We start from the raw sequence: 21,684 nt of genomic DNA on the forward strand, positions 1-21,684 counted from the left end.
CGTATCAGTCGACATCAATGTTGCCTGATACACCGCTTTCGCGAGCAGGCTCGCTCCCACAGGGGACTGGGGTTTGCCTCAGAATCTCAGGCCCATCCGCCGCTCATACCCGATCCGCCCCTTGTACGCCTCGCCACTGTCGACATATCCATACTTTGCATACAGCGCGATGGCCGCGGCATTGTCCGCATCCACCGATAACTCCAGCCCCCTGATCTCCGGCCACGCCTGGCGCGCCACTTCGGGCAGCGCTTGCAGGCAGGCTTTGCCATAGCCCTTGCCCTGGAGGCGTTGGTCGACCTGCAAGGCATGCAATGTAGCGCTATGCTCATCGGCCCAGGCCGGCAATACGGGGGGGCGCTTGAGCAGCAGGAAGGCCACGGGGATGTCATCGGCCAGCAGGGCAAAGCCTTTGACGCCGGGGCCGGGGCGGGACAGCAAGGTGTGCAATGCACCGTGAATATCCCCGGAGAACTTGATTTGATCCGGGTGAACTTCAATGGCCTCGACCTGCTGGCGCTGCAGCGCGTTCAGGCTTTCATAAGGCACGAGTAGGGCTGTCACTGGAGTGTCCTTTTTCCATCAAAAATGAGTCTCGGATTCTAGCGAGTCTGGCCGTTTGGATTATTTTTATTTCACCTGTCGATTCGCCGGATCGCCAGACGACTAAGGGTGTCTTCCAATAAAAACCACGGAGAACCACCATGAACGCACAAACCCAGATCCAGAACCTGATCGAGAACTATCGCCAGGCCGTCATCGCCAAGGACGTGGACAAAGTCATGGCCCTGTATGCCGATGACATTGTCTCCTTCGACGCTGTCAAAGCCCTGCAATTCAAGGGCAAACCTGCCTATCGCGCCCATTGGCAGGCCTGCATGGAAATGTGCCCCGGCCCGCACACGTTCGAGTTCCATGAAGTGACCATCGAACCGTCCCAGGAGATCGCATTTGCCCACTGGCTGGCCCATTGCGGCGGCACCAACGAAAAGGGTGAAACCCAGGCCTGCTGGATGCGCGTCACCGCGTGCTATCGGCAGGAGGCCGGGTTGTGGCAGATCGTCCACGAACACTGGTCGGCACCGTTCGACATGACCAGCGGCGCGACCCTGTTCGATCTGCAGCCTTGATCGCCCTGCTGTTGTTCGGCAAGCCGCGCCAGAGTGCCCCTCTGCGACCATAGTTGATCCGTTCGATCAGGAGAGCGCCATGAAATACCTATGTCTGGTCTACAGCGATGAAAACCTGCTGCATTCGCTGCCCGAAAGCCCACAGGATGCGGAATGCATGGCCTACGCCGAGACGATCCAGGGCAGTGGCCGGATGGTCGCCGCCGAGGCGCTGGAGTCGGTGCAGACGGCCACCACCGTGCGCATGCGCAACGGCAAGCTGTCGATCACCGACGGCCCGTTCGCCGAGACCAAGGAACAATTGGCCGGTTTCTACCTGATCGATGCCAGGGATCTGAACGAAGCGATCCAGGTCGCCGGGGACATTCCGGCGGCCCGGGTCGGCTGTGTCGAAGTGCGCCCCGTTCGCCAGTTGAATCCTTAATGCCAGGTCTTTCGGTGCAGGTGCGGGTCGAGCAGATTTATCGCCAGGAGTCGCGACGCATTCTGGCGACGCTGATTCGCCTGCTCGGCGATTTCGACCTCGCCGAAGAGGCCTTGCACGAGGCGTTTTTTGTCGCGGTCGAGCGCTGGCAGCAGGACGGTGTGCCGGACAATCCACGCACCTGGCTGGTATCCACCGGGCGCTTCAAGGCCATCGATGTGTTGCGCCGGCGCGCCCGCTTCGCCGCCTCACGACCGTTGTTGATCGCGCAACTGGAGGCGCTGGAGCAGGCCGACTGGAGTGACGAAGACGTGGAAGACGATCGCTTGCGCCTGATCTTCACCTGTTGTCACCCGGCCTTGGCAGCGGACGCCCAGGTGCCGTTGACCCTGCGGGAAGTCTGCGACCTGACCACCGAAGAAATCGCCCGGGCCTTTCTCTCGGCGCCGGCCACCATCGCCCAGCGCATCGTGCGCGCCAAGGCGAAAATCCGCGACGCGAAAATCCCCTATCAGGTGCCGTCCCTGGCGGAGTTGCCCGAACGCCTCGACAGCGTGTTGCGGGTGATTTACCTGGTGTTCAACGAAGGCTACTCGGCGTCCATCGGCGCGCAAGTGACCCGCGAAGACCTGACCCGCGAAGCGATTCGCCTCGGCCGCTTGTTGATGGAGTTGTTACCGGAACCGGAAGTCATGGGCCTGCTGGCGCTGATGCTGTTGCACGAATCGCGACGGGTGGCCAGAACCTCCGCGAGCGGCGAGTTGATCTTGCTGGATGAGCAGGATCGAGGCTTGTGGGACAGCGAGATGATCGCCGAAGGCTGCGCGCTGGTCGAGCGTGCGCTGAGCACCCGTCGCTTCGGCCCATACTGCCTGCAAGCGGCGATTGCCGCGGTGCATGCCGAAGCGCCATCGGTGGAAGACACCGATTGGGAACAGATCGTCGGCCTGTATGACGTGCTGTTGCGGGCCGTTCCATCGCCGGTGATCGAGTTGAACCGCGCGGCGGCGCTGTCGAAGCGCGATGGGCCGTTGGCGGGGTTGACGCTGGTCGAAGCGATTCTGGCTCGCGGTGAACTGCAGGATTACCACCTGGCGCATTCGGCGCGGGCGGAGTTTTGTCGGCAGTTGGGACGGGTGGAACAGGCGCGGCAAGCGTACGAGCGGGCCTTGGCGTTGACCCGGCAAGAGCCGGAGCGGCGGTTTATCGAGGGGCGGCTCAAGGCGTTGGAGTGATGTGATTTCAAGGCCTTTATCGCGGGCAAGCCACGCTCCCACAGGTTTTTGCATTGGTCACAAAAATTAGAAAGACCACGGTCACTGTGGGAGCGTGGCTTGCCCGCGATAAGGGCCGAAGGACCTTCATTCCAGCATCTTGGCCAACAACCAGCTCCCCGCCGGCCCCGGCGGGTTGAGCCGCGACCACAGTGCATCCACGTAAACGGTTTTCGGCCAGCCGCGCACGTGCAGTTGCTGCAGCGACCCCGGGCCAAATCGCTCCACCAGCCAGCGCGGCAGCGGTGCCCAGCCGAATCCGCCCTGGGCCATTTCCAGCAGCATCAAATAACTCGGCGCCGACCAGACACGGCCCTTCGCCCGGCTTTCATAGGGATTGACGATGGTCGCCAGACGCAATTCCCGGTGCCGTTGCAGCACCTCCTGATCGATGTGTTTCAGCGTGGCCAAGGGATGTTTGGGTGATACGAACAGGGCGATTTCCGTGCGTTCATCCACTGTCGAATTGACCAGGTCTGGCGGATAGCTGTCCTGCATTTCGGCGAAGGCGAGCTGCGCCCGACCGCTTTGTACCAGCGCCACCAGGTCGTCGCATTCGGCGATCAGGCATTCAAGTTCCAGGTCCGGATATCGCTCCTCGAAAGCACTGAGCGACGCTTCGAAGCGGTCGGACTGGTAGGTGTCGGACAGCGCCACGGTCAGCTTCGCCTCGACCCCTTGGGACAACTGACTGGCGCTCATTTCCAGGCGACTGGTGGCGGCCAGGATGTCCTCGGCCCGCTGCAGCATCACATGCCCGGCCGGGGTGAGGGTGGGTTTGCGGCTGCTGCGGTCGAACAGCGTCAGGTTCAGGTCGATTTCCAGGCTGGCCACCGCCGCACTGATGGTTGACTGACTGCGCCCCAGTTTGCGCGCCGCGGCGGAAAAAGAACCCTGCGTCGCTGCCTGAACGAACGCCTGCAACACTTCCTGGGACGCCATGAACTATCGCCTTGATCGATGGTTATTGGTTATGAAGTATCGGTGTGATGTTGGACCATGGCAACCATCGTTACTCAGGAGTCAGGTCATGAGCACCCACAAATCCATCACTGAACGTATTTTCCAGGCCGTCGGTTTCGAACTGTTGGCCATCCTGATCTGTACGCCTTTGCTGGCGTGGATCATGGACAAGCCGATGGTGGAAATGGGCGTCGTCACCGTCGTCATTGCTGCCCTGGCCCTGGCCTGGAACGTGGTGTTCAACGGCCTGTTCGACCGAGTGCTCAAGCGCTTGGCCATTGCGCACAACGCCTGGGTTCGGGTGGTGCATGCGCTGTTGTTCGAAGGCGGGCTGGTGGCGCTTGGCGTACCGCTGATTGCCTGGTGGCTGAACATCAGTCTGTGGCAGGCGTTCCTGCTCGACATCGGGGTGCTGCTGTTTTTCCTGCCGTACACCTACGTTTATCACTGGGTGTATGACGTGGTGCGCGAGCGGCTCGTTATGCGTGAGCACAGCCACGCATAACCTGTGGGAGCGAGCCTGCTCGCGAAAGCGGTGTATCAGTCAACACATCGTTGTCTGGCATGCCGCCTTCGCGAGCAGGCTCGCTCCCACAGGATTTCAAACGAGCTTAATAATCCCGCCGCTTACGAAACGCCCAACGCCCCGCTATCACGGTAAAAGTCGCCACCAGCGCCACCAGAATCCAGAACCCTTCCGGATCCTGGGAAAGCGGCACCCCGCCGACGTTCATGCCAAAAAAACCGGCAATGATGTTGATCGGCAACGCCAGCACCGTGACCACGGTCAGGGTGAACAGCGTGCGGTTGCTCTGTTCGTTGAGGTTGGCGGCGATTTCTTCCTGCAACAGCTTGATGCGTTCACCGAGCGCCGTCAGGTCATTGATGATCAGCGCAAACTCCTCGGTGGATTTGCGCAGCTCCTTGACGTCTTCCTTTTGCAGCCACGGCGGCGGGCGGTTGAGCAGCCGCAGCAACGAGCCCGGCTCCAGCGCCAGCAGGCGTTGCAAACGCACCAGCACCCTTCGGTTGGCGCCCAGTTCGGCACGGTTGGTCGATAAGCGCGAGGACAACAACTCGTCTTCGATCTGATCGACGCTCAGGCTGGTCTTGCGCACGATCTGTGTCAGCACTTCGCCCTGATCGCGCAGCAGGTGCACCAGCAATTCCAGGGGCGAGCGAAAGCACTCGCCGGCCTTCACCGACGAGCGCAACTTGTCCACCGAGTGCAGCGGTTGCAGGCGCGCACTGATGATCAGGCGGCTGCGCACGCACACCCACAACGTCGACACATCCGAGGAGACCATGCTGCTGAGGTTGAACACCACATCGTTGACCACCGCCAGCAGCGCCGAATCGACATGCTCGATACGCGTCGACCGCGAGCCCTCGTGCAAGGCTTCGAAAAATTCGTCGGGCAATTCCAGATGGCTTTTCATCCAGCGTTCGCACGCGGCATGGGCGAGGTTCAGGTGCAGCCAGAGAAATTGTTCGTCGTCCTGCGGTTGTTGCAGGTATTGCAGCGCCTTGGCCGAGTCGATCTCCCGTCCGCGTTCACCGGGGCGAAAACTGAATCCGTAGAGCAAGCCGAACAGATCCGGATCGCGATGGCTTTGATCGATGCTGTGGTTCATGAGGACTCGCAAGGGGAGGTATCTCCTGTGGGAGCGAGCCTGCTCGCGATGAACGTCAGGGCACCGCGTTTATCCAGTTACGCCGCGTTTTCGTTAACGACCATCGCGAGCAGGCTCGCTCCCACAGGCCGCATCATCGCAAGGCTGTTTGACGGTTTGGTGACGATTGCGTGACCCTGACCGATCACCCAGACGCAAAAAAGCCGCCCGATCGTGAAATCGTGCGGCTTTTTTGTGCGTGTGTTTCAGTCGTCTTTTTTGTTCTTCAGGACTTCGCCGGTGGCGGCATTCAAGTCCACGTCCCACTCAACTTTATTGGCGTCAAGCAACTCGACTTCGTACTCGTAGCCATTGAAGTGGTGATCCAGGTCGCTGTCGGTAATCGTGGCACCCGGGTGCAGCTTCAACACGATCTGGTTCAGTTCTTCCAGCGGCTTGATCTTGCCGTCCTTGACCAGTTGCGGGATTTGGTCGACGGGCACATCGGCCTGGGCCAGACCGGCAGTGAGGGTCAGGGTTGCAGCGGCGAACAGGGCAGTCAACGTTTTCATGAGCTTCTTTCCTTGGGTGAGCTGTTTAAGTGGAATCAGATTAACTGTGGCAACTTAATTCAGCCTTAAATTCCATTTGTCTGGACTAAAGCCATCGCGAGCAGGCTCGCTCCTACAGATTCACGCCAATCCCTGTTGGAGCGAGCCTGCTCGCGAATGCAAACGCCTCGGTCCCGGATCAATACCCGTTGTTCTTCAACACCTGATCAACACTCGCCGCCGGACGTTTATAGAACTTCAACAACTCACTGGTGCGATTGGTAAAGATCCCATCAACCCCCGCATCCATGACCTTCTGAAAATCCACCGCCTCATCGATGGTATAGACGTGCACCAGCAGGCCTTGATCGTGGGTGTACTGGTTCATCCAGGGCTGCACCAGATCCGCGTAACTCTGATCGCCACCCTGGGTCAACGCGGCGGACGGGCCGGTGCCGATCGCACCCAGAGTCTTGGCGTAGTCGACCCAGCGCTGGAATTCGGCTTTGTCCTTCGGTTGCTGCTTGGCGTAGTACGCAGCCTTGTCCTTCTCGCCGGACTCGGCAAACGTCACCTTGGATGCAGGCTCGATATTGCCTTCGCCGACCCATAGCAACAGGATCTTCGGCACTTGCGGCATTTCCTTTTGCAGCAGTTCGAGGCTGCTCTTCTCGAAGGTTTGCAGGATCACCTTGCCTTTACCCTGACCGACAGCCAGCTCGCTTTTCGCCAGTTTCGAACCGGCCGGGCTCAGCCAGCCACGGTCCTGGAGTTTCGCCTTCAGGTCATGCTCGATGCCGGGAAATTGCTGCGGTTCCTTGGTCTCGATGTACAGCCCCGGCTTGTGCCGTGGATTGGCCTGGGCGATGTCGATGATTTCATCAAGGGTCAGGATTTTCAGACCCGTGTAGGCAGGGCGTGCGCGATCCGGGTAGGCGGTGTTGAACCAGCTACCGGCGTCCAGGGTTTTCAGCTCGGCCATCGTGAACGCGTTGGCCGGGCTGTCCTTGCGCTCGGGGAATTTGATCGCGACGTCGGTGGTGCGTTGCAGGTTGTTGTCGTGCAGGGCGAACAGTACGCCGTCCTTGCTGCGTTGCAGGTCGAGTTCCAGGTAATCGGCACCCAGATCACGGGCCAGTTTGTAGGCGGCGGCGGTGGACTCCGGTGCATCGAACGACGCGCCACGGTGGGCGATCACTGCCGGGTGGGGGACGCCCAGTCTTGTAGCCAAAGCAGCGGGGCCAGGCTCGATGGCGGCTTGGGCCTGGAGTTGAACTGTGCCGAGCAGCAAACTCAGCATCAGGGCGCTTTTGGTGAAGGTGGCAGGCATGGTCGAGATCCTTTCGCGATGGTTTTCAAAGACGTCCCTTTTAACAACTGAGCGTTGCCAACGCTATCGCGAGACCGACATAAACCTGTTTAAAGCTGATGTTCGTCAGCGTTTTTGTGCGCTCGTTTGCAGTACCCTTGGCCCCGGCAACTTCCCCGGCAGAGGGAAAACCGCTCGCTCGCCCTGCGTGTAAACCAACGATCACTTTTTGTGGGGTTTACCATGCGCGTCACATCCCAGCTCATTTGCCAGGCTGCCGACCAACTCAAAGGCTTCGTCGGCCTCAATCGCAAGACCGGCCATTACATCGTCCGCTTCAGCGAAGATGCCTTCGGCATGGACGTGGCGGACGACGGCATCATCCCCACCAGCGAATTCGTCTGGGCACCCGGCCCCGAACACATCATGACCCTCAAGCGCGAGTTGATTCAGTTGCTGCTGGATCAGAACATCGACGACAGGATCAACATCAGCGAACCATTGCGGGTGTACATGAACAGGCGGGATGTGCCGGAGATTTCGGCGGTGCGCAGTTTGGTGCGGGGCTGATGGTTTTGGGCTGACTGTACTGGCCTCTTCGCGGGCAAGCTCGCTTCCACAAGGTTGTGCGTTAAACCTGTGGGAGCGGGCTTGCCCGCGAAGACGGCCTGAAAAACACCCAATCAACTACAGACTGAACTCATACGCCCGCTCAACCCGACACACCCGCGTATGACACCGGGCATACCAGGTCGACCGCCCCCGCTCACGAATTTCACTGTGCTCGGGATGATGCTTCCAAGCCAGAATCGCCGCCTCGCTGGCCCAGTACGAAACGGTAATCCCCACCCCGTCATCGCCCCGCGCCGACTCCACCCCAAGAAACCCCGGTTGCTCGCGCGCCAACTCCACCATGCGCGCGGCAGCCATGGCGTAACCCTGGTCACCCTCCGTGCGCAGCGAAGTGAATATCACCGCGTAATACGGCGCGGGCGGTGTATTGGCCATCATGAGCGCTGCTCCGTGCAGGCTTCGACCAAGGCTCGTACCAGCGGCGGCAGGATGCCCTTGAGCGCAGCGCGTTCCGGCTGGAACAGCGTGGCAACGAAAAACGGATGCCCTTTGAGCTCCACCGCACGCACGCCTTGCGATTGATCATGGCCGACACCCTGAAGATCATGCCGGAGCAAGGCCTGCTCGAATTGCGGATTCACACCGTAGCGGCAGCGATAGCCCTCACGAATCTCGGACGTTTCATACGCCTTGGCGATCAACGAACCTTCACGCAATTGAATGCTGTCGACAGCCTCCACAAGCGAACACGCCAGGGGTGTGAGCAATGCGCGATCAGCATCGGGCGACGTCTCGCCATGCTCGGCATCCGACCAACCGAGTACGTTGCGCGCATACTCCAGCACCGCGTGTTGAAAGCCGCCGCAGGTGCCGAGGAAAGGTCGTCGTTGTTCGCGGGCAAAGCGAATCGCCCTTAACGCACCGTCCATGCTGCGATAGGGGCTGGCGGGCACACACCAGAAGCCGTCGAACGCCTCGAGTGGCGCGCCGGCGTCGATGCTATCGGTGCCGAGCCAATACCCTTGCACGTTCCGGCCGGTGATTTCGGCGGCCATCCCAAGCGCCACTGGGATAGCCTGGTGGGCGGTGACTTGCGGGTCGTAATCGCCGATCAGGGCAATGCGGATGACGGGGTTTTCCATGAGTGGCCTCTGCGCTTGTTGATTCCTGGCGCCCACTATAAATTGGCGTTCACGCACTCAATATTGGCGTTTATCCAAGTGATCAATGCAGTGACGCACTATCGACTGGACTATCCGGACCTGGCCCTGATCCTTGCGCTGGTGCGCGGTGGCTCTCTAGCCCGGGCCTCGCAGCTGATGAAGGTGGACGTCTCGACGGTGTTCCGGGCCGTGCGTCGGCTGGAAGCCGCATTGGCTCAGCAGTTGTTCGAAAAAAGCCGCGCCGGTTACCTGCCCACCACCTTGGCGCAGTCGTTGGCCGAGCAGGCGGAGCGGGCCGAACAGGCTTTGGACGCGGCGCGCATCGGTGTGGAGCAGGGCGGTGAAGTCATCAGCGGCACTGTGCGCCTGACCTGCACCGATTCGGTCCTGCAAGGTTTGCTGTTGCCGGCGCTGGCGCAGTTCATGCCCAACTACCCGGCGTTGACCCTTGAACTCAGCACGTCCAATGACTTTGCCAACCTCAGCCGCCGCGATGCCGACATCGCCCTGCGCCTGACCCGCACGCCACCGGAGCATTTGGTGGGGCGACGATTGGCGGACATTGCGTTCCGGGTGTGTGCCAGTGAGCGGTATCTGCAATCGGTGGATACCACAGACCTGGCTGCGTTGATGTGGATCGCCCCCGATGACTTCCTGCCTGACCACCCGACGGTGACTTGGCGCCGTCAAGCGCTGCCGGGTGTGATGCCGGGCTATCGCTGCAACAGCATGTTGTCGGTCACAGAGTTGGTGCGAGCCGGGTTGGGCGTGGCGGCGTTGCCGGACTTTTTGATCGGTGATGGATTACAGCCACTGGGCGAGCCGCTACAGGGTTACGACACGGCGCTGTGGCTGTTGACCCGCCCGGATTGTCGCGCCCTGCGATCAGTGGTGACCTTGTTTGATGAGTTGGGGCGTGCGCTGAAGTTGCCGTAAAATTTCAGCGCCAGTTTCATCCTGAAACACATTGCGGTGATCGATTTGGGGCTATCTGCCTGACCGATATTGTCATTTATGGCACCTGATAACAGGCCAGAAACATATCCAGTGCCGACTCCACCACAGAGCCCTGCATCTCGGCCGCCAAGGCGGGCATACCCATGGAAATCTGCGGCCAGAACGCGAAGGACTTGAGCAGGCCCTGGACTTGCTGTGCGGCAAAGTCGGGGGCGACCGCTTTCAAGCGACCATCGGCCTGGGCGGAGCGAATCCACAGGGTCAAACCTTCTTCATGCTCACCCATGCGCGCCACCATGCTCTGCGCACGTTCCGGGGAATGGATGGCCGCCGCAATCGCCACCCGTGCCAGGTCGAGGAAATTGTCATCGCCCAGCATGTGCATCTTTGCCGCCAGTATCGGGCGTAACTGATCGCGTAGCGGCAAGTCTGGGCGGTAGGGCGTTTCCTGCTCTGCCGTCACCCGCGCCCATAATTGATTAAGGATCTCGGCGAACAACTCTTCTTTGCTGGGGAAGTGGTTGTACACCGTGCGCTTCGATACGCCAGCGGTGGCGGCAATCTTGTCCATGCTGGTGATTTCGAAACCGTTGGCCCGAAATTCGGCAATGGCCGCCTGAATGATGGCTTCACGTTTTCGGTCGGTCAGGCGCTGGGGAGCTGTCATAAATGCGGCTTCGGCAGAGTGAAGGGGAAATTACACTCGGTAGTTTACTTGCGATCGGCTTTGATGCAACCTAGAAACTACACTGTGCAGTGTAATGTGTTGTTAATCCTGCACGGTCATAAATAGAGTGTTCGGCTGATGCGTGCGTGCCTTGGCCATTTATCGTCCCAAGCGACGGTTTTTTGGAGTTATTTCAGTCATGGCCAACTCAACTTCCCCGGCGGATATCGCCGACACCTCTGAAGCTTCCCGACAGACACAAGGGCAATACCGCAACCATGCACCGTTCAAGCGCGAGGGCTTTCGCAAGACCCTGCGCATTCTCTGGAACGTGATCTTCCACAAACCGCACGATACACGCCCGAACGCCCCGGTCCCGGTGCAACCCCTGACGCAAGCGGCGCTGATCGCTGCGCCGAACCACAGCATCTATCGCCTCGGACATTCCACGGTATTGCTCAAGCTGCGGGACAAGTTCTGGATCACCGACCCGGTCTTCGCCGAGCGCGCCTCGCCGGTGCAGTGGGCCGGACCCAAGCGCTTTCATCAGCCGCCCATCAGCCTCGATCAACTGCCGCCGATTGAAGCGGTGATCCTGTCCCACGATCACTACGATCATCTGGACCATCAGGCGGTGCTGAAGCTAGCCGACAAGACCCGTTATTTCCTGACACCGCTGGGTGTGGGCGACACCCTGATCAAGTGGGGGATCGACGCCAGCAAGGTCCGGCAACTGGACTGGTGGGAAGGCACCGAGGTCGAAGGCATTCGCTTCATCGCCACACCGTCGCAACACTTTTCCGGGCGCGGCCTGTTCGACGGCAACAGCACCCTCTGGGCCTCGTGGGTGATGATCGACGGTGACACGCGCATCTTTTTCAGTGGCGATAGCGGCTACTTCGACGGCTTCAAACGCATCGGCGAGCAATACGGCCCGTTCGACCTGACCCTGATGGAAACCGGCGCCTACAACGTCGAGTGGCCGCACGTGCACATGCAACCTGAACAAACCCTGCAAGCCCACCTTGACCTCAAAGGTCGCTGGCTGTTACCGATCCACAACGGCACCTTCGACCTGTCGATGCACGCCTGGTACGAACCCTTCGACCGTATCCTGGCCCTGGCCTGGGAACGCAGCGTTTCGATCACCACGCCGCAGATGGGTGAGGCTTTCAACCTGAAGCATCCGCAGCGGGGCGGAGCCTGGTGGCTGGAGGTTGGACAGCAGATGTCCGAGATCAACAAAGCGTCGGGTGGGGCGACTACAAACAGAGGCGAACATTCGTACGAGAAGCTGTGAGCCGTGATGACGGACAATTCCGGCCGCTTCTGTAGGCTGAAAAGCGGGTGAAATCATTCATCCGCCATCAGTCAGAAGGATTTTTACATGGACGTAACGTTAAACGGCTGCATGAAGCGGCTGGCCGGAATTGCCCTGTTTTCAATGGCGGCGGGCGTCGCCAGCGCCAGTGCGCAGACCTCCGCGCCCGAAACCGGGTTGGAGTACTTGAGTGTCGATGAAATCAGGCAGTGGATGGATCGCGGCCAGCTGAATTCCGTGATGCTGGTCCGGCATCTGTTGGAGCGGATCGACAAGCTGGATAAAAACGGGCCGGCAATCAACGCCATCATCGAACTCAATCCCGATGCCTTGGTGATTGCCGAGGCAATGGATCGGGAGCGAAAGGGCGGCTATACCCGAGGTCCATTGCATGGCATTCCGGTGTTGTTGAAGGACAATATCGACACCTCCGATCAAATGCAGACCAGTGCCGGCTCACTGGCCTTGGTCGGGCAACCTGCCGCGCACGACGCCTTTATCGTGCAACGCCTCAGGGCGGCCGGCGCGGTGATTCTTGGAAAAACCAATCTCAGCGAATGGGCACATTTTCGTGACCCCGATCTCCCCAGCGGCTGGAGTGGGCGGGGCGGGCAAACCAAAAATCCGCACGTGCTCAGTGGCGATCCCTGTGGTTCCAGTGCCGGCTCCGCTGCGGCCGTCGCCGCAGGTTTCGCACCCCTGACCGTCGGAACGGAAACGTCTGGCTCGATCAGCTGCCCGGCGTCCATGAATGGTGTGGTGGGCATCAAACCCACGGTGGGACTGTTAAGCCGTAGCGGCATCATCCCGGTGACTCACAAACTGGATACGCCCGGGCCGATGGCGCGCACGGTTCGCGACGCTGCACTCCTGCTGAATGCCATGATGGGCAACGATGTCGCTGATCCGGTCCAGAAGCCGCATAACCTGGAAGCGGTGGACTTCACCACGTTGTTGCGTCCAGACGCGCTGGTCGGACGGCGAATCGGCTACCCCGCGAAATTTGATCGCGGTAATTTGCCGCTTCTGACCGATCCGCAGTTTTCCCAAGCGTTGGAACTTATGCAGGCAGCAGGTGCAACCTTGATCCCCGTGGAGCTGATTGACCCGCTTTCAGAAAAGGTAGGGGAAGCACTGCAAATGGGTCTCAAGCGAGACTTGCCTCGCTACCTGACCACGCGAACCGGTGTTCCTGCCCTGACACTGGAGGATCTACTGCTGTTCAATGCCGGCAGCGTTGAATGTCATAACCAGGACAACTTGATTGCGGCCAGCAAAATTGTCTTTGACGAGCAAACCTACAATCAGCTCTGGCAGAAAATCCAAAGCGAAAACGCCGCAGCCATCGATCAGTTGCTAACAACCCATCAACTGGACGCCCTCGTATCAGACGTCGAATCACCCGCCATGAACGTCGTACCGCTGGCGGGTTATCCCGGCATCATGGTGCCTTCCGGAATAGACGATGACGGCGTGCCCACTTCGGTCTACTTCTTCGGACCTCGCTGGAGCGATGCCAGGTTGCTGGCGTTGGCGTATGGGTATGAACAGGTCTCCCATGCACGGCGGGTACCTGTGTTCAAGCCGTAGCGAAAGGGCGACAACGTGTCCGATCAAGGCAAATTGCGCATCAGGTAAAGACCACTTCAAGTCGGCCCTCTTTTCGTGATCGAGGGGCCGACTTGACCACGATCTGCACGTCACGCCCGAGCAGCAACAGACACTCCATCATCTTGGCTTCACTGATCCCCCGAAACTTCCCACGCAACATCTCGGAAAGCTTGGGTTGCGACAGACCCAAAATTTCTGATGCCTGAACCTGGGTCAAATGGCGAGCCTTGATGATTTCACCGATTTTTGCAGCCAACTGGGATTTGACCCGCATTTCACTGGCGTTGGGCGTTCCGAGGTCTTCGTAGACGTTCCCGCTGCTTTCTTCGATTTCAACCATTTTTAAATCCTTTCGCATAAATCGGTCCTACCAAAAAACGCTGCCTACGCCGTCTTTTGATTTATGCGAAATATACCTATATGGGAATAATCGTCAATCGATGGTTTGGCTCACTCAACCATCGCAAAATCCGCCCGCCCCACCGGATTCGGCGTCGACCCTTTCACATTCATCCCACGCCCCGGCGCAAACCCCGGGAAGAACACCAGCCCCTGCGACTCAAACCGATACGCCAACGCCAACCGCGTGACATCCAGTACCTCGCGCCTGGCCTCGAAACGCTGAATGGCCTCCACCGAAACCCCGGCTTCCCGAGACAATTCCTCCACACTCCAACCCAGCATCGCTCGGGCTTGGGCGCAATGGGCCGGGGTGAATTGGAAAAGGGCGATACGCTCCAGGGTGATTTTCATCGCTTGAGAGGCCATGGTGTTCTCCGGGCTCGAGAGTGTTGATCAAAATATACTGTGTTTTTGTACAGTTGTTTTGAGCACGGATCAAATTGATTTTTTGATTTTTTCTATTCCATGCCTTCCAGCCGGACGGACGGTGACTCCCTTGCCATGCAGGCGCAATGGAGGTTCAACTACTGATCCATCGATTTTGAAGATCGGTGCGGATCGTTTTTTTCGCAACAATCTAATATTCGCCATTCAATTGTTTGCAGGAGGACATCATGTCGATCGCTGAAAGTGACTGGAAGAAGTTCAAGGAGCTACGCAGGATTGCGCTCGATCGTTTTTGTCAGGGCGTTCTGGCCGATGCCAAGGCAATTGCCCAACACGGGGCGCTCTCGGCTCACGCTCGGTATGGCATGCTCTATGGCTTGATTCGGGATCGAAACAAGGACATGTACGATGCCTTTGATGCGAACAGCCAATCCCGTTCCAGTGCACTCAGAGGCTTGGCTTTGATGGTGATGCATGACTTGCTGACCGAGGCGGAGTTATCGACTCTCAGTGAAGACGCACGGGCTTACATCTCGCATGTTGTTCGCCAGCCCTATGAGCTGGAGTGGGTTGATGAGATCGTGCGACAGGACTGAGAACTGCTACCACCAGCCTTCTACCAGAGAACCAGGATGTTGATCTTTAACTGTACCGAAGCCGCCAGCAATTTCTTCAGTCGTGTCCACAAGGGCAAGAAAATCACCCCGGTGGACAAACCACCATCGTCCATTATTGAAGACGATAAGCCTGATGAGTCAGCCGAACAGTGGCTGGTCCACGCCATAACCGTTCAACGCAAGCACGTGCTGTTCGTCATCCATGTGCAAACCCGGTATTGCATGATTTTCGCGGACGCGAAAAAAGCGGATGTCGAAGGTTTTGTCGATCGTTTTGCCGAGCGCTGGATAAACGGCCTGATCCGACATGCGGGCCACCATGACATCCTTCGCTGGGTCGATGACGAGCCAATGATGGAGCGCTTCCAGGAGAGTTGCCGCGAGTACGTGTTCTACAAACGCGGTCATCGCGGTGCGCAAAAACACCTCAACGAAATTGCCTGGGTATTTGAGGATTGTGCCGCCGAATGGGGCACGTTGCCTCCGGATGAATTCGCGGCTGGCCGCTTCGACAGTGATATGAACGACACCCCTCGAGGGAGTAAAGGCCACAAGGACTATTACTTCCCCGATGAAGAAATGATCGTTCACTGGTTACGTCGTTACGGTGGCCTTGATGAGGCTCGCATTCAGGCAGCCCGTGAGCGGCGCATGGAAGTGAAGCGGGAGATATGGGCGCTGCAAGATCAGCTTCGGCAAGCGCATGAGCCATTGCAATAACGCAGACACGGATCATTTGCCGTCCAACCCCGGCGCCTCCCGCACAATAAAGTGATCCAGATTCTCAATGTCGGCACTGAACACCCCGAACGTCTGCTCGGGGTTTTTCTTGCTCGGCACCTGCTTCAACGCCGGCGTCACCCCGTAAAAGAAGCAGTACAACTCGCGCCCACTCTCGATGGCATGCTTGATCTCTTCCAGGAATGCCTTGCGCTTGCGGTAGCTGTCGATCAGCTTCTTGCTCAAGTAAACATTGACCGAATACGGCTTCTTTTCTAACCAGACCTTCTTCTCGAAATCGATGCGAAAGCTCTGGGTGTAGTCCTTGATTTCCTTGACCTTGCCCCAGTAAATCAGCCCCTTATTGTCCTGCAGATACTCGATCTTCTTGAAAAACGCCCCGTAGGTCGCCGCATGCTCACCGATCTTCAGCGGCATGCGCTTAAGCAGCTCCCTGTCCTCGAAATTCGAGACAAAACACTCCACGGGGTGGGCGAAGACACTGGTCTTGTCCGGTGCCGAATCCTGGACTGAAGGCTCGACGCCAGTGTCTGCTGAGGGCGTAATCGCCTCATCCCGCGCAACGTTCACCACCCCCTTCGGACTGTGCGGCTTGCGCACATACTGACGCCGCGTCAGCAACAACTCCGACGGAAAATGCTCCTCACGACCGTCATCCGCTTCCGTACCATCCGCCTCCGACGCGGGCGTCTTCAGGCTCACATAAGGACAACCCTCGACATGCCGCGTACTCGGCAGATTCTTGAAATGCGGCGTGCGCACGTAATTCACGTTCTTGGCATTGAACGTCCCCAACCCATTCGCCACATCGAACGCCAAACGACAGGCATCGTTGGGGCACTGGAAATGCTCCTGGGTGGAATCGAACGCCATGGTCTCGTCGAAATTGAGATCGCGCACGTCATAAATCGACAACTTGTCGTCGAGGCTGAGGCAGTAGGCGAGGTCGAATTTCATGGGGCTCGGGTCCGTGAGAGGGAAGGGTATTAATAGCGGGACGCGAGACCGGTTGCACTCACTGTTTTCAACACACCACAAGGCAGCACACAAAACCTGTGGGAGCGAGCCTGCTCGCGAATCCCAAACTCACAACCGACACCAAGTCGAACACCCACCTGTGGCGAGGGAGCTTGCTCCCGCTGGGTCGCGAAGCGGCCCCAAAACCATCAAACGCACTACATCAGGTAAACCAAGTTGCGCGTATCGGCGACTGCTACGCAGCCGAACGGGACGGTGCGGCGATCCGACAAGCTCCCTCGCCACAGATTTATATACTTGAACAGTGAGTTGGTGCGGCTGCATTCAAGCGTTGCAGCTAAGTTGAAATAGGTATGCTGGGTCATAAATCTTTTTCCCCAACAAGTTCTCCAGAGCTCCAAGCTGCTCGATAGTGAGGTTGTATCCCTCCCATCCTTGTTGGTCAGCGGTCCATCCCATAATCCGTTTTACTTCCTGATCCTTCCCAGTCGGAAGCTCCTCTTCGAAGGCCAGGAGCTCGCTATCTCTGTAAAACGCTTCAATTACATAAATCATGGTTCTACGCTCCTAGTGCTGTCCGCAAGTTTAGTTTGCTTGCCGGTGACCGGATCATATTCTCCGAGATGACGGCCACGTTTGTCGTACATCTCCACAGTGCCGTGCTGCGAGTCCCATTCAAAAATTATCCCTTTTGACGTTTTCCATCGTTTTCGAAGACCACTACTGCCTTTTACAGGGGTCTTACGCTTCGCCCTCGTTGCATTGGGAAAGGCAATGAGCCCACTCGGTGCCGGATAGTATTTGTGGTCAGAAACACTCACCACAACATAAACCGGCCTAACCCCCGACCCCACCGGAAACACAAGAATGAAATCCTTGTACTCAGGCGGATAAATCGGATTCACGATGATGGCGTCAGCCTGCTTCGTCGGCGGAAAAACCCAGATATGCGGCGCCTGCGGGGCAGCCTCCAGTTTGGGAATGCCGAGGATGTCGGAGCCGTCGACGGCTGGGGTCCAGATCAGTTCGACACCTTCACCGAGATCGGCGACGTACTGGCTGCCGCACGAAGCGATCTGCACGACATCGCCCATCTCCCAGTCGCGGTTGTTGCCGGTGTAGAAGCCGTAGCCCTTGAGGCTGCCATCAGCCTGTTGTTCGATTTGCAGGCGCATGCGTGTGCGCGCCTGTTTGAGGGATCGCAGTTGGTCTTCGGAATAGAGGGCGCTGTCGCCCAGAGTGGGTGACCAGAACACGGCGACCAGGCCGGACAATACAGCCGTAGTTGCTGCACCGACTGCGAATGTGGCGCCTATTACCGGGGCGGCTAGGGCAGGAGCGCGAAGTGCCAGTCGCCCGAGACCAAGCGCAACGGTCGAACCACTGATCGTTTCCAGATTCAGCAGCCCGACATCGTCTACCTCACGCGCACCAAGCCAAGCGATTTCGCCGTAATCCTCAAGGCTGTCGGTGGGCACCATCCCCGAGGGATTCGAGTAGTTGATGACCGCGTCCGGCAACTTGCAGGACTTGGCGAAGACGCAGCCCACTTGAACAGCTTCTTGTTCGACCTCGACGATCTGGCGCTTGCGCATGTATGCGTCTTGCCTGGCGAGCATGGCCTCGTAGTCTTGTTGCCGGGCCTCGCGCTCGGCCAGTTCGTTGGCCGTCATGAAGCGGTAGGTGACGTGATGACCGTCACCGGAGGGCGGGTTTCTAACGAGGGGAATGTCCTTGTTGCGAGCCACTGACTGTCCTTGTGCGTTCGTCCATCGGCAGCCCCAGATAAGGGCTGTGCGACGTTAACGAGCGGGACAGTTTGTGGCTGTAGGCCGGTTCTTTAATGACCGTAGGGGGTGTCTCGAATGCTCAGGATGGCAGTACAGAGCTTGTACAGCTCCCCGCTTCTTCAGCTAGCTTGGCTAAATCGGTGGAGGTGCATATGACTGAACGGATACAAGTAAACATGCACGAGGCAAAATCCCAGCTCTCCCGACTTGCTGAGCGTGCAGGGCATTGCAACAAAGTTGTGATTACCAAGGCCGGCAAGCCTTATGTGGATCTACTGCCTCATGTCGATGTACCTCGGGCGCGCAAGCCTGGGCGGTTGAAGGGGAATATTCGGATGTCTGCGGATTTCGACAAGACCCTTGAAGACATCATTGATGGATTCGAGGCCAGTCTGTAACCCCGCCACAGAGATCCTGTTGTCGCGATTCCCAAGAACAACAAGCACTCAAGCCAGGCACCCAGATTGTGGCGAGGGAGCTTGCTCCCGCTGGGCTGCGAAGCAGCCCCAAAAACCACACTAAGCGGAACATCAGGCAAACCCACGCGTGCATCCTGAATGCTTGTACCCAGAAACAAAAAATCCGCTGCCGATTTCTCAAGCAGCGGGTTTTAGTAGTGGCGAGCAGTCAGTACCCACGCATCACTCGTGATGCCTTCCGCCACCAGGACTCATGCCGATTGAAAGGATCATCCGCCAACACACACGGCATATCCCGCAACCGAATCCACGGTTCATCCTGCCAATGCAGCATACTGAGCGACATCTTCGGCCAATCAAGCACACTCAGCGTCGGACGCTCCACCATGCGCGACGGCTGCGCATCACGCAGAGCAGGCACCACCTGATGAGTCAGCCACTCCCGCAGCAATCGGTTCTCGGGGCAGTAGTGATAAATCAACAACGCATACGCGCCTGACTCGCTTACCATCAAGCGCTCCTTCGCAGCGCCATAGACATCGATGAGCATCATTTGCCTCTGGTCTGCATCAAGCTTACGTGTCATGCGCTCATCAAGGTGTTTGCCCATCAGTCGTCCTAAATCATGCGCGCAGAACCACGCCTGGTTCTCCAAAAGAAGAGCGTGCAGGTGGACATGATGACGGGTGAAAAGGGTAGTTCTGAGCGATTCAGGCATGGCGCGCCTCCATGACTGGGAGCACGTGGTTGGGTCTGTGGGTACGGCAATTCACCTTCATCGTGAAGGTCGGATGGTCAGGCATTTCCTTTACCTCTGGCTGCTTTCTTAGGGCATTCGTTAAGGGTGTCGGGAGCTAAGAAACCCACCAGAGACGGGCCGGACATATTCCCCTTTCGGGTCTTGTATTCGCCCACTCCCGACATAACGGGACTTTTTCGCAGACGTAGAGAAACCGCAGACGAAAAAAAGCCGCATGACTGTCGGGTGCGGAGGACCGCTCTGGTTTGTAGAGTTTCTTAGGCTCGAAGCCGAGGGTAGGAGCATCAGGTGGCTCCGTCAACCCACAGTCATTTCATATATTTCTGAACACAAGGATCACTGGACAACGACGAAGAGTGAATTAGACTGGCTGTATATACAGTATTTCATATTTGTAAAATTCCTATCTCTAGCCCTGTCGCGCGTCATCACCCCAAATGCTTGGGAACCCAAGAAATTTCATTTACTTTGAAGTTTCAAGGGCTAGAATGGTGACCATTCGTCACAGCTTTGACCCAGAGGATCTCGGGCTCATGAATCTTTTTGAAACACCATCTTTTGAATCCTTGAGTGAAATGAGTTCGCGCTCCCATGACACAGATACCCATCCAGCCACTGATCTCGCACTGCTTCATAAGCTGCTGGAAATCTATGACCAAGGTCAGCTCGCTGAAATTCTCAACGATGTCAGCCCTACTCACTGGTGTCGTGAAACCATAAATCGCTGGGTCAAAGGTAAAGCTTCACCAAAGCTTTCTCATATCGAATTCACTCGCCTGGAAGCTCTTTTACCCAAGCGTTTGAACCATAAACCTTCGTTTACCTTTATTGATCTTTTTGCCGGTATCGGGGGCATCAGAAAAGGTTTTGAAGCCATCGGTGGCGAATGCCTGTTCACGTCCGAGTGGAACAAATACGCAGTCAAAACCTACAAGGCGAACCATTTTTGCGATCCGGTTCGGCATCGCTTCAATCTGGATATTCGGTCGGTCACTCTTTCGGACAAACCTGAGGTGAATGACGAGGAGGCGTATAAGAATATTGATCGTGAGATCCCTGATCACGATGTCCTGTTGGCAGGTTTTCCATGCCAGCCGTTCTCCCTTGCTGGCGTTTCCAAGAAAAACTCCTTGGGACGCAAACACGGCTTCGAATGTGAAACCCAAGGCACTTTGTTTTTTGATGTGGCCCGGATTATCGCTGCAAAGAGGCCTGCTGCCTTCTTGCTTGAAAACGTGAAAAACCTGAAAAGTCACGACAAGGGCAATACCTTCCGGATCATTTGCGAAGCTCTTGATGAGCTGGGCTACGAAGTTGCCGACGTCAATGCGCCGAAGGGAACAGATCCAAAAGTCATTGATGCACGACACTTCCTGCCACAGCATCGCGAGCGAATCGTGCTGGTAGGTTTCCGTCGGGACCTGAATGTTCACCAAGGTTTCACGCTACGCGATATCAGCAAACTGATACCCAAGCAGCGACCTTGCTTCGGTGATTTGCTTGATAAGGAAGTGGACAGCAAGTACATCCTGACACCAAAGCTTTGGGACTACCTTTATCGGTATGCCGAAAAACACCGCGAGAAAGGCAATGGTTTTGGCTTTGGCTTGACTCGTCCGAATGATGTGGCGCGCACGCTCTCCGCTAGATACCACAAGGATGGATCGGAGATTTTGGTTGACCGCGGTTTTCTGGAAAGCCTGGATTTCAACAGCGAACTGAATCAGATCAATCGGCCGCGTAGACTTACTCCCCATGAGTGCTCACGCTTGATGGGCTTCGACAAGCCTGGCGAAAGCAATTTTGTGATCCCTGTATCTGATACCCAAGCCTACCGTCAATTTGGTAACTCGGTTGCCGTCCCGGTTTTTGAAGCTGTGGCTCGGCTTATGAAAGATCGTATTTTGGCTGCAAAGGAAAAGACTTCTGACACGGAGCGACCACAGTTGGAGTTTGCCCTTCCCGAGTGAGGAGGTACCCTGAACTGGCCTAATGATTTTGGACACTTCAATCGGGCGCTATGATGGCGCCCAA

Annotated in this window: 26 protein-coding genes; 12 read left to right on the forward strand and 14 right to left on the reverse strand. The window is 57.6% G+C overall.

Features of this window, described 5'->3' with window-relative positions:
• Positions 1-78: 78 nt before the first annotated feature.
• On the reverse strand, positions 79-564 hold the full coding sequence (locus ACW9HW_RS20085; protein ID WP_095193237.1) for a GNAT family N-acetyltransferase: 486 nt from the start codon (positions 562-564) through the stop codon (positions 79-81).
• Between the two features lie 140 nt (positions 565-704).
• Here ACW9HW_RS20085 and ACW9HW_RS20090 point away from each other — a divergent pair, with 140 nt between their 5' ends.
• The 3 genes from ACW9HW_RS20090 to ACW9HW_RS20100 all read left to right on the forward strand — a co-directional run bounded on the left by ACW9HW_RS20090 (position 705) and on the right by ACW9HW_RS20100 (position 2,789).
• Positions 705-1,130, forward strand: a complete 426-nt coding sequence (locus ACW9HW_RS20090) for a YybH family protein (protein WP_095193238.1) — start codon at positions 705-707, stop codon at positions 1,128-1,130.
• A 79-nt stretch (positions 1,131-1,209) separates the two neighbouring features.
• The gene (locus tag ACW9HW_RS20095) at positions 1,210-1,554 is read left to right on the forward strand and encodes a YciI family protein (RefSeq protein WP_095193239.1); all 345 of its coding nucleotides are present in this window, start codon (positions 1,210-1,212) and stop codon (positions 1,552-1,554) included.
• Entirely contained in the window at positions 1,554-2,789 is a 1,236-nt protein-coding gene (locus ACW9HW_RS20100; RefSeq protein ID WP_457401453.1) for an RNA polymerase sigma factor, read from the forward strand. The genes ACW9HW_RS20095 and ACW9HW_RS20100 overlap by 1 nt, the downstream gene beginning before the upstream one ends.
• 126 nt (positions 2,790-2,915) lie before the next feature.
• Here the strand turns inward: ACW9HW_RS20100 and ACW9HW_RS20105 are convergent, their stop codons facing one another.
• The gene (locus tag ACW9HW_RS20105; protein WP_457401455.1) at positions 2,916-3,770 is read right to left on the reverse strand and encodes a LysR family transcriptional regulator; all 855 of its coding nucleotides are present in this window, start codon (positions 3,768-3,770) and stop codon (positions 2,916-2,918) included.
• Between the two features lie 88 nt (positions 3,771-3,858).
• Here ACW9HW_RS20105 and ACW9HW_RS20110 point away from each other — a divergent pair, with 88 nt between their 5' ends.
• Positions 3,859-4,296, forward strand: a complete 438-nt coding sequence (locus tag ACW9HW_RS20110; RefSeq protein WP_457401457.1) for a multidrug/biocide efflux PACE transporter — start codon at positions 3,859-3,861, stop codon at positions 4,294-4,296.
• 106 nt (positions 4,297-4,402) lie between these two features.
• Here ACW9HW_RS20110 and ACW9HW_RS20115 read toward each other — a convergent pair whose 3' ends face one another.
• The 3 genes from ACW9HW_RS20115 to ACW9HW_RS20125 form a co-directional block, all read right to left on the reverse strand.
• Complete coding sequence (locus tag ACW9HW_RS20115; RefSeq protein WP_207266768.1) at positions 4,403-5,425, reverse strand: transporter; 1,023 nt, start codon at positions 5,423-5,425, stop codon at positions 4,403-4,405.
• 245 nt (positions 5,426-5,670) lie between these two features.
• Positions 5,671-5,976, reverse strand: a complete 306-nt coding sequence (locus ACW9HW_RS20120; protein WP_095193244.1) for a PepSY domain-containing protein — start codon at positions 5,974-5,976, stop codon at positions 5,671-5,673.
• A gap of 178 nt (positions 5,977-6,154) precedes the next feature.
• The gene (locus ACW9HW_RS20125) at positions 6,155-7,285 is read right to left on the reverse strand and encodes a glycerophosphodiester phosphodiesterase (RefSeq protein ID WP_457401458.1); all 1,131 of its coding nucleotides are present in this window, start codon (positions 7,283-7,285) and stop codon (positions 6,155-6,157) included.
• A gap of 222 nt (positions 7,286-7,507) precedes the next feature.
• Here ACW9HW_RS20125 and ACW9HW_RS20130 point away from each other — a divergent pair, with 222 nt between their 5' ends.
• Positions 7,508-7,834, forward strand: coding sequence for a DUF2025 family protein (locus tag ACW9HW_RS20130; RefSeq protein WP_457401460.1), 327 nt, complete (start codon positions 7,508-7,510; stop codon positions 7,832-7,834).
• A 117-nt stretch (positions 7,835-7,951) separates the two neighbouring features.
• Here the strand turns inward: ACW9HW_RS20130 and ACW9HW_RS20135 are convergent, their stop codons facing one another.
• Positions 7,952-8,275 (reverse strand): antibiotic biosynthesis monooxygenase family protein, encoded by a 324-nt coding sequence (locus ACW9HW_RS20135; protein WP_457401462.1) that lies wholly within the window; start codon positions 8,273-8,275, stop codon positions 7,952-7,954.
• Positions 8,272-8,979, reverse strand: coding sequence for a CTP synthase C-terminal region-related (seleno)protein (locus tag ACW9HW_RS20140; protein ID WP_457401464.1), 708 nt, complete (start codon positions 8,977-8,979; stop codon positions 8,272-8,274). Before ACW9HW_RS20140 ends, ACW9HW_RS20135 begins: the two co-directional genes overlap by 4 nt.
• Before the next feature lie 15 nt (positions 8,980-8,994).
• Between ACW9HW_RS20140 and ACW9HW_RS20145 the strand changes: the two genes are divergently transcribed.
• On the forward strand, positions 8,995-9,936 hold the full coding sequence (locus tag ACW9HW_RS20145; protein WP_457401466.1) for a LysR family transcriptional regulator: 942 nt from the start codon (positions 8,995-8,997) through the stop codon (positions 9,934-9,936).
• Between the two features lie 76 nt (positions 9,937-10,012).
• Here the strand turns inward: ACW9HW_RS20145 and ACW9HW_RS20150 are convergent, their stop codons facing one another.
• Complete coding sequence (locus tag ACW9HW_RS20150; protein ID WP_095193247.1) at positions 10,013-10,624, reverse strand: TetR/AcrR family transcriptional regulator; 612 nt, start codon at positions 10,622-10,624, stop codon at positions 10,013-10,015.
• A 199-nt stretch (positions 10,625-10,823) separates the two neighbouring features.
• On the opposite strand from ACW9HW_RS20150, the gene ACW9HW_RS20155 reads away from it, so the two are divergent.
• Both ACW9HW_RS20155 and ACW9HW_RS20160 read left to right on the forward strand, forming a co-directional pair.
• Entirely contained in the window at positions 10,824-11,924 is a 1,101-nt protein-coding gene (locus ACW9HW_RS20155; protein WP_457401468.1) for an MBL fold metallo-hydrolase, read from the forward strand.
• An 87-nt stretch (positions 11,925-12,011) separates the two neighbouring features.
• Positions 12,012-13,535 (forward strand): amidase family protein, encoded by a 1,524-nt coding sequence (locus tag ACW9HW_RS20160; protein WP_457401470.1) that lies wholly within the window; start codon positions 12,012-12,014, stop codon positions 13,533-13,535.
• A 40-nt stretch (positions 13,536-13,575) separates the two neighbouring features.
• On the opposite strand, the gene ACW9HW_RS20165 is transcribed toward ACW9HW_RS20160, so the two are convergent.
• Together ACW9HW_RS20165 and ACW9HW_RS20170 are read right to left on the reverse strand one after the other, a co-directional pair.
• Entirely contained in the window at positions 13,576-13,896 is a 321-nt protein-coding gene (locus tag ACW9HW_RS20165; RefSeq protein WP_095193250.1) for a helix-turn-helix domain-containing protein, read from the reverse strand.
• A gap of 110 nt (positions 13,897-14,006) precedes the next feature.
• On the reverse strand, positions 14,007-14,324 hold the full coding sequence (locus ACW9HW_RS20170) for a helix-turn-helix domain-containing protein (RefSeq protein WP_095193251.1): 318 nt from the start codon (positions 14,322-14,324) through the stop codon (positions 14,007-14,009).
• A 248-nt stretch (positions 14,325-14,572) separates the two neighbouring features.
• On the opposite strand from ACW9HW_RS20170, the gene ACW9HW_RS20175 reads away from it, so the two are divergent.
• Positions 14,573-14,941 carry a hypothetical protein gene (locus ACW9HW_RS20175; protein WP_095193252.1) on the forward strand — a complete coding sequence of 123 codons (369 nt, stop codon included), beginning with the start codon at positions 14,573-14,575 and terminating at the stop codon, positions 14,939-14,941.
• A 36-nt stretch (positions 14,942-14,977) separates the two neighbouring features.
• Positions 14,978-15,682: a DUF6933 domain-containing protein gene (locus ACW9HW_RS20180; RefSeq protein WP_457401473.1), complete on the forward strand. Its 705-nt coding sequence runs from the start codon at positions 14,978-14,980 to the stop codon at positions 15,680-15,682.
• Between the two features lie 12 nt (positions 15,683-15,694).
• On the opposite strand, the gene ACW9HW_RS20185 is transcribed toward ACW9HW_RS20180, so the two are convergent.
• The 3 genes from ACW9HW_RS20185 to ACW9HW_RS20195 form a co-directional block, all read right to left on the reverse strand.
• Positions 15,695-16,660, reverse strand: a complete 966-nt coding sequence (locus ACW9HW_RS20185) for a hypothetical protein (protein ID WP_457401475.1) — start codon at positions 16,658-16,660, stop codon at positions 15,695-15,697.
• 345 nt (positions 16,661-17,005) lie between these two features.
• Positions 17,006-17,236, reverse strand: a complete 231-nt coding sequence (locus ACW9HW_RS20190) for a DUF7683 domain-containing protein (protein ID WP_095193255.1) — start codon at positions 17,234-17,236, stop codon at positions 17,006-17,008.
• The gene (locus ACW9HW_RS20195; protein ID WP_457401477.1) at positions 17,233-18,429 is read right to left on the reverse strand and encodes a colicin E3/pyocin S6 family cytotoxin; all 1,197 of its coding nucleotides are present in this window, start codon (positions 18,427-18,429) and stop codon (positions 17,233-17,235) included. The genes ACW9HW_RS20190 and ACW9HW_RS20195 overlap by 4 nt, the downstream gene beginning before the upstream one ends.
• A gap of 194 nt (positions 18,430-18,623) precedes the next feature.
• On the opposite strand from ACW9HW_RS20195, the gene ACW9HW_RS20200 reads away from it, so the two are divergent.
• Positions 18,624-18,869, forward strand: a complete 246-nt coding sequence (locus ACW9HW_RS20200) for a type II toxin-antitoxin system Phd/YefM family antitoxin (protein WP_457401479.1) — start codon at positions 18,624-18,626, stop codon at positions 18,867-18,869.
• A gap of 229 nt (positions 18,870-19,098) precedes the next feature.
• Here the strand turns inward: ACW9HW_RS20200 and ACW9HW_RS20205 are convergent, their stop codons facing one another.
• Complete coding sequence (locus ACW9HW_RS20205) at positions 19,099-19,608, reverse strand: BRO-N domain-containing protein (RefSeq protein WP_457401480.1); 510 nt, start codon at positions 19,606-19,608, stop codon at positions 19,099-19,101.
• Between the two features lie 575 nt (positions 19,609-20,183).
• Between ACW9HW_RS20205 and dcm the strand changes: the two genes are divergently transcribed.
• On the forward strand, positions 20,184-21,620 hold the full coding sequence (gene dcm / locus ACW9HW_RS20210) for a DNA (cytosine-5-)-methyltransferase (protein WP_457401482.1): 1,437 nt from the start codon (positions 20,184-20,186) through the stop codon (positions 21,618-21,620).
• Positions 21,621-21,684 lie beyond the last annotated feature (64 nt).

This window comes from Pseudomonas sp. SDO5532_S415 (assembly GCF_054071155.1).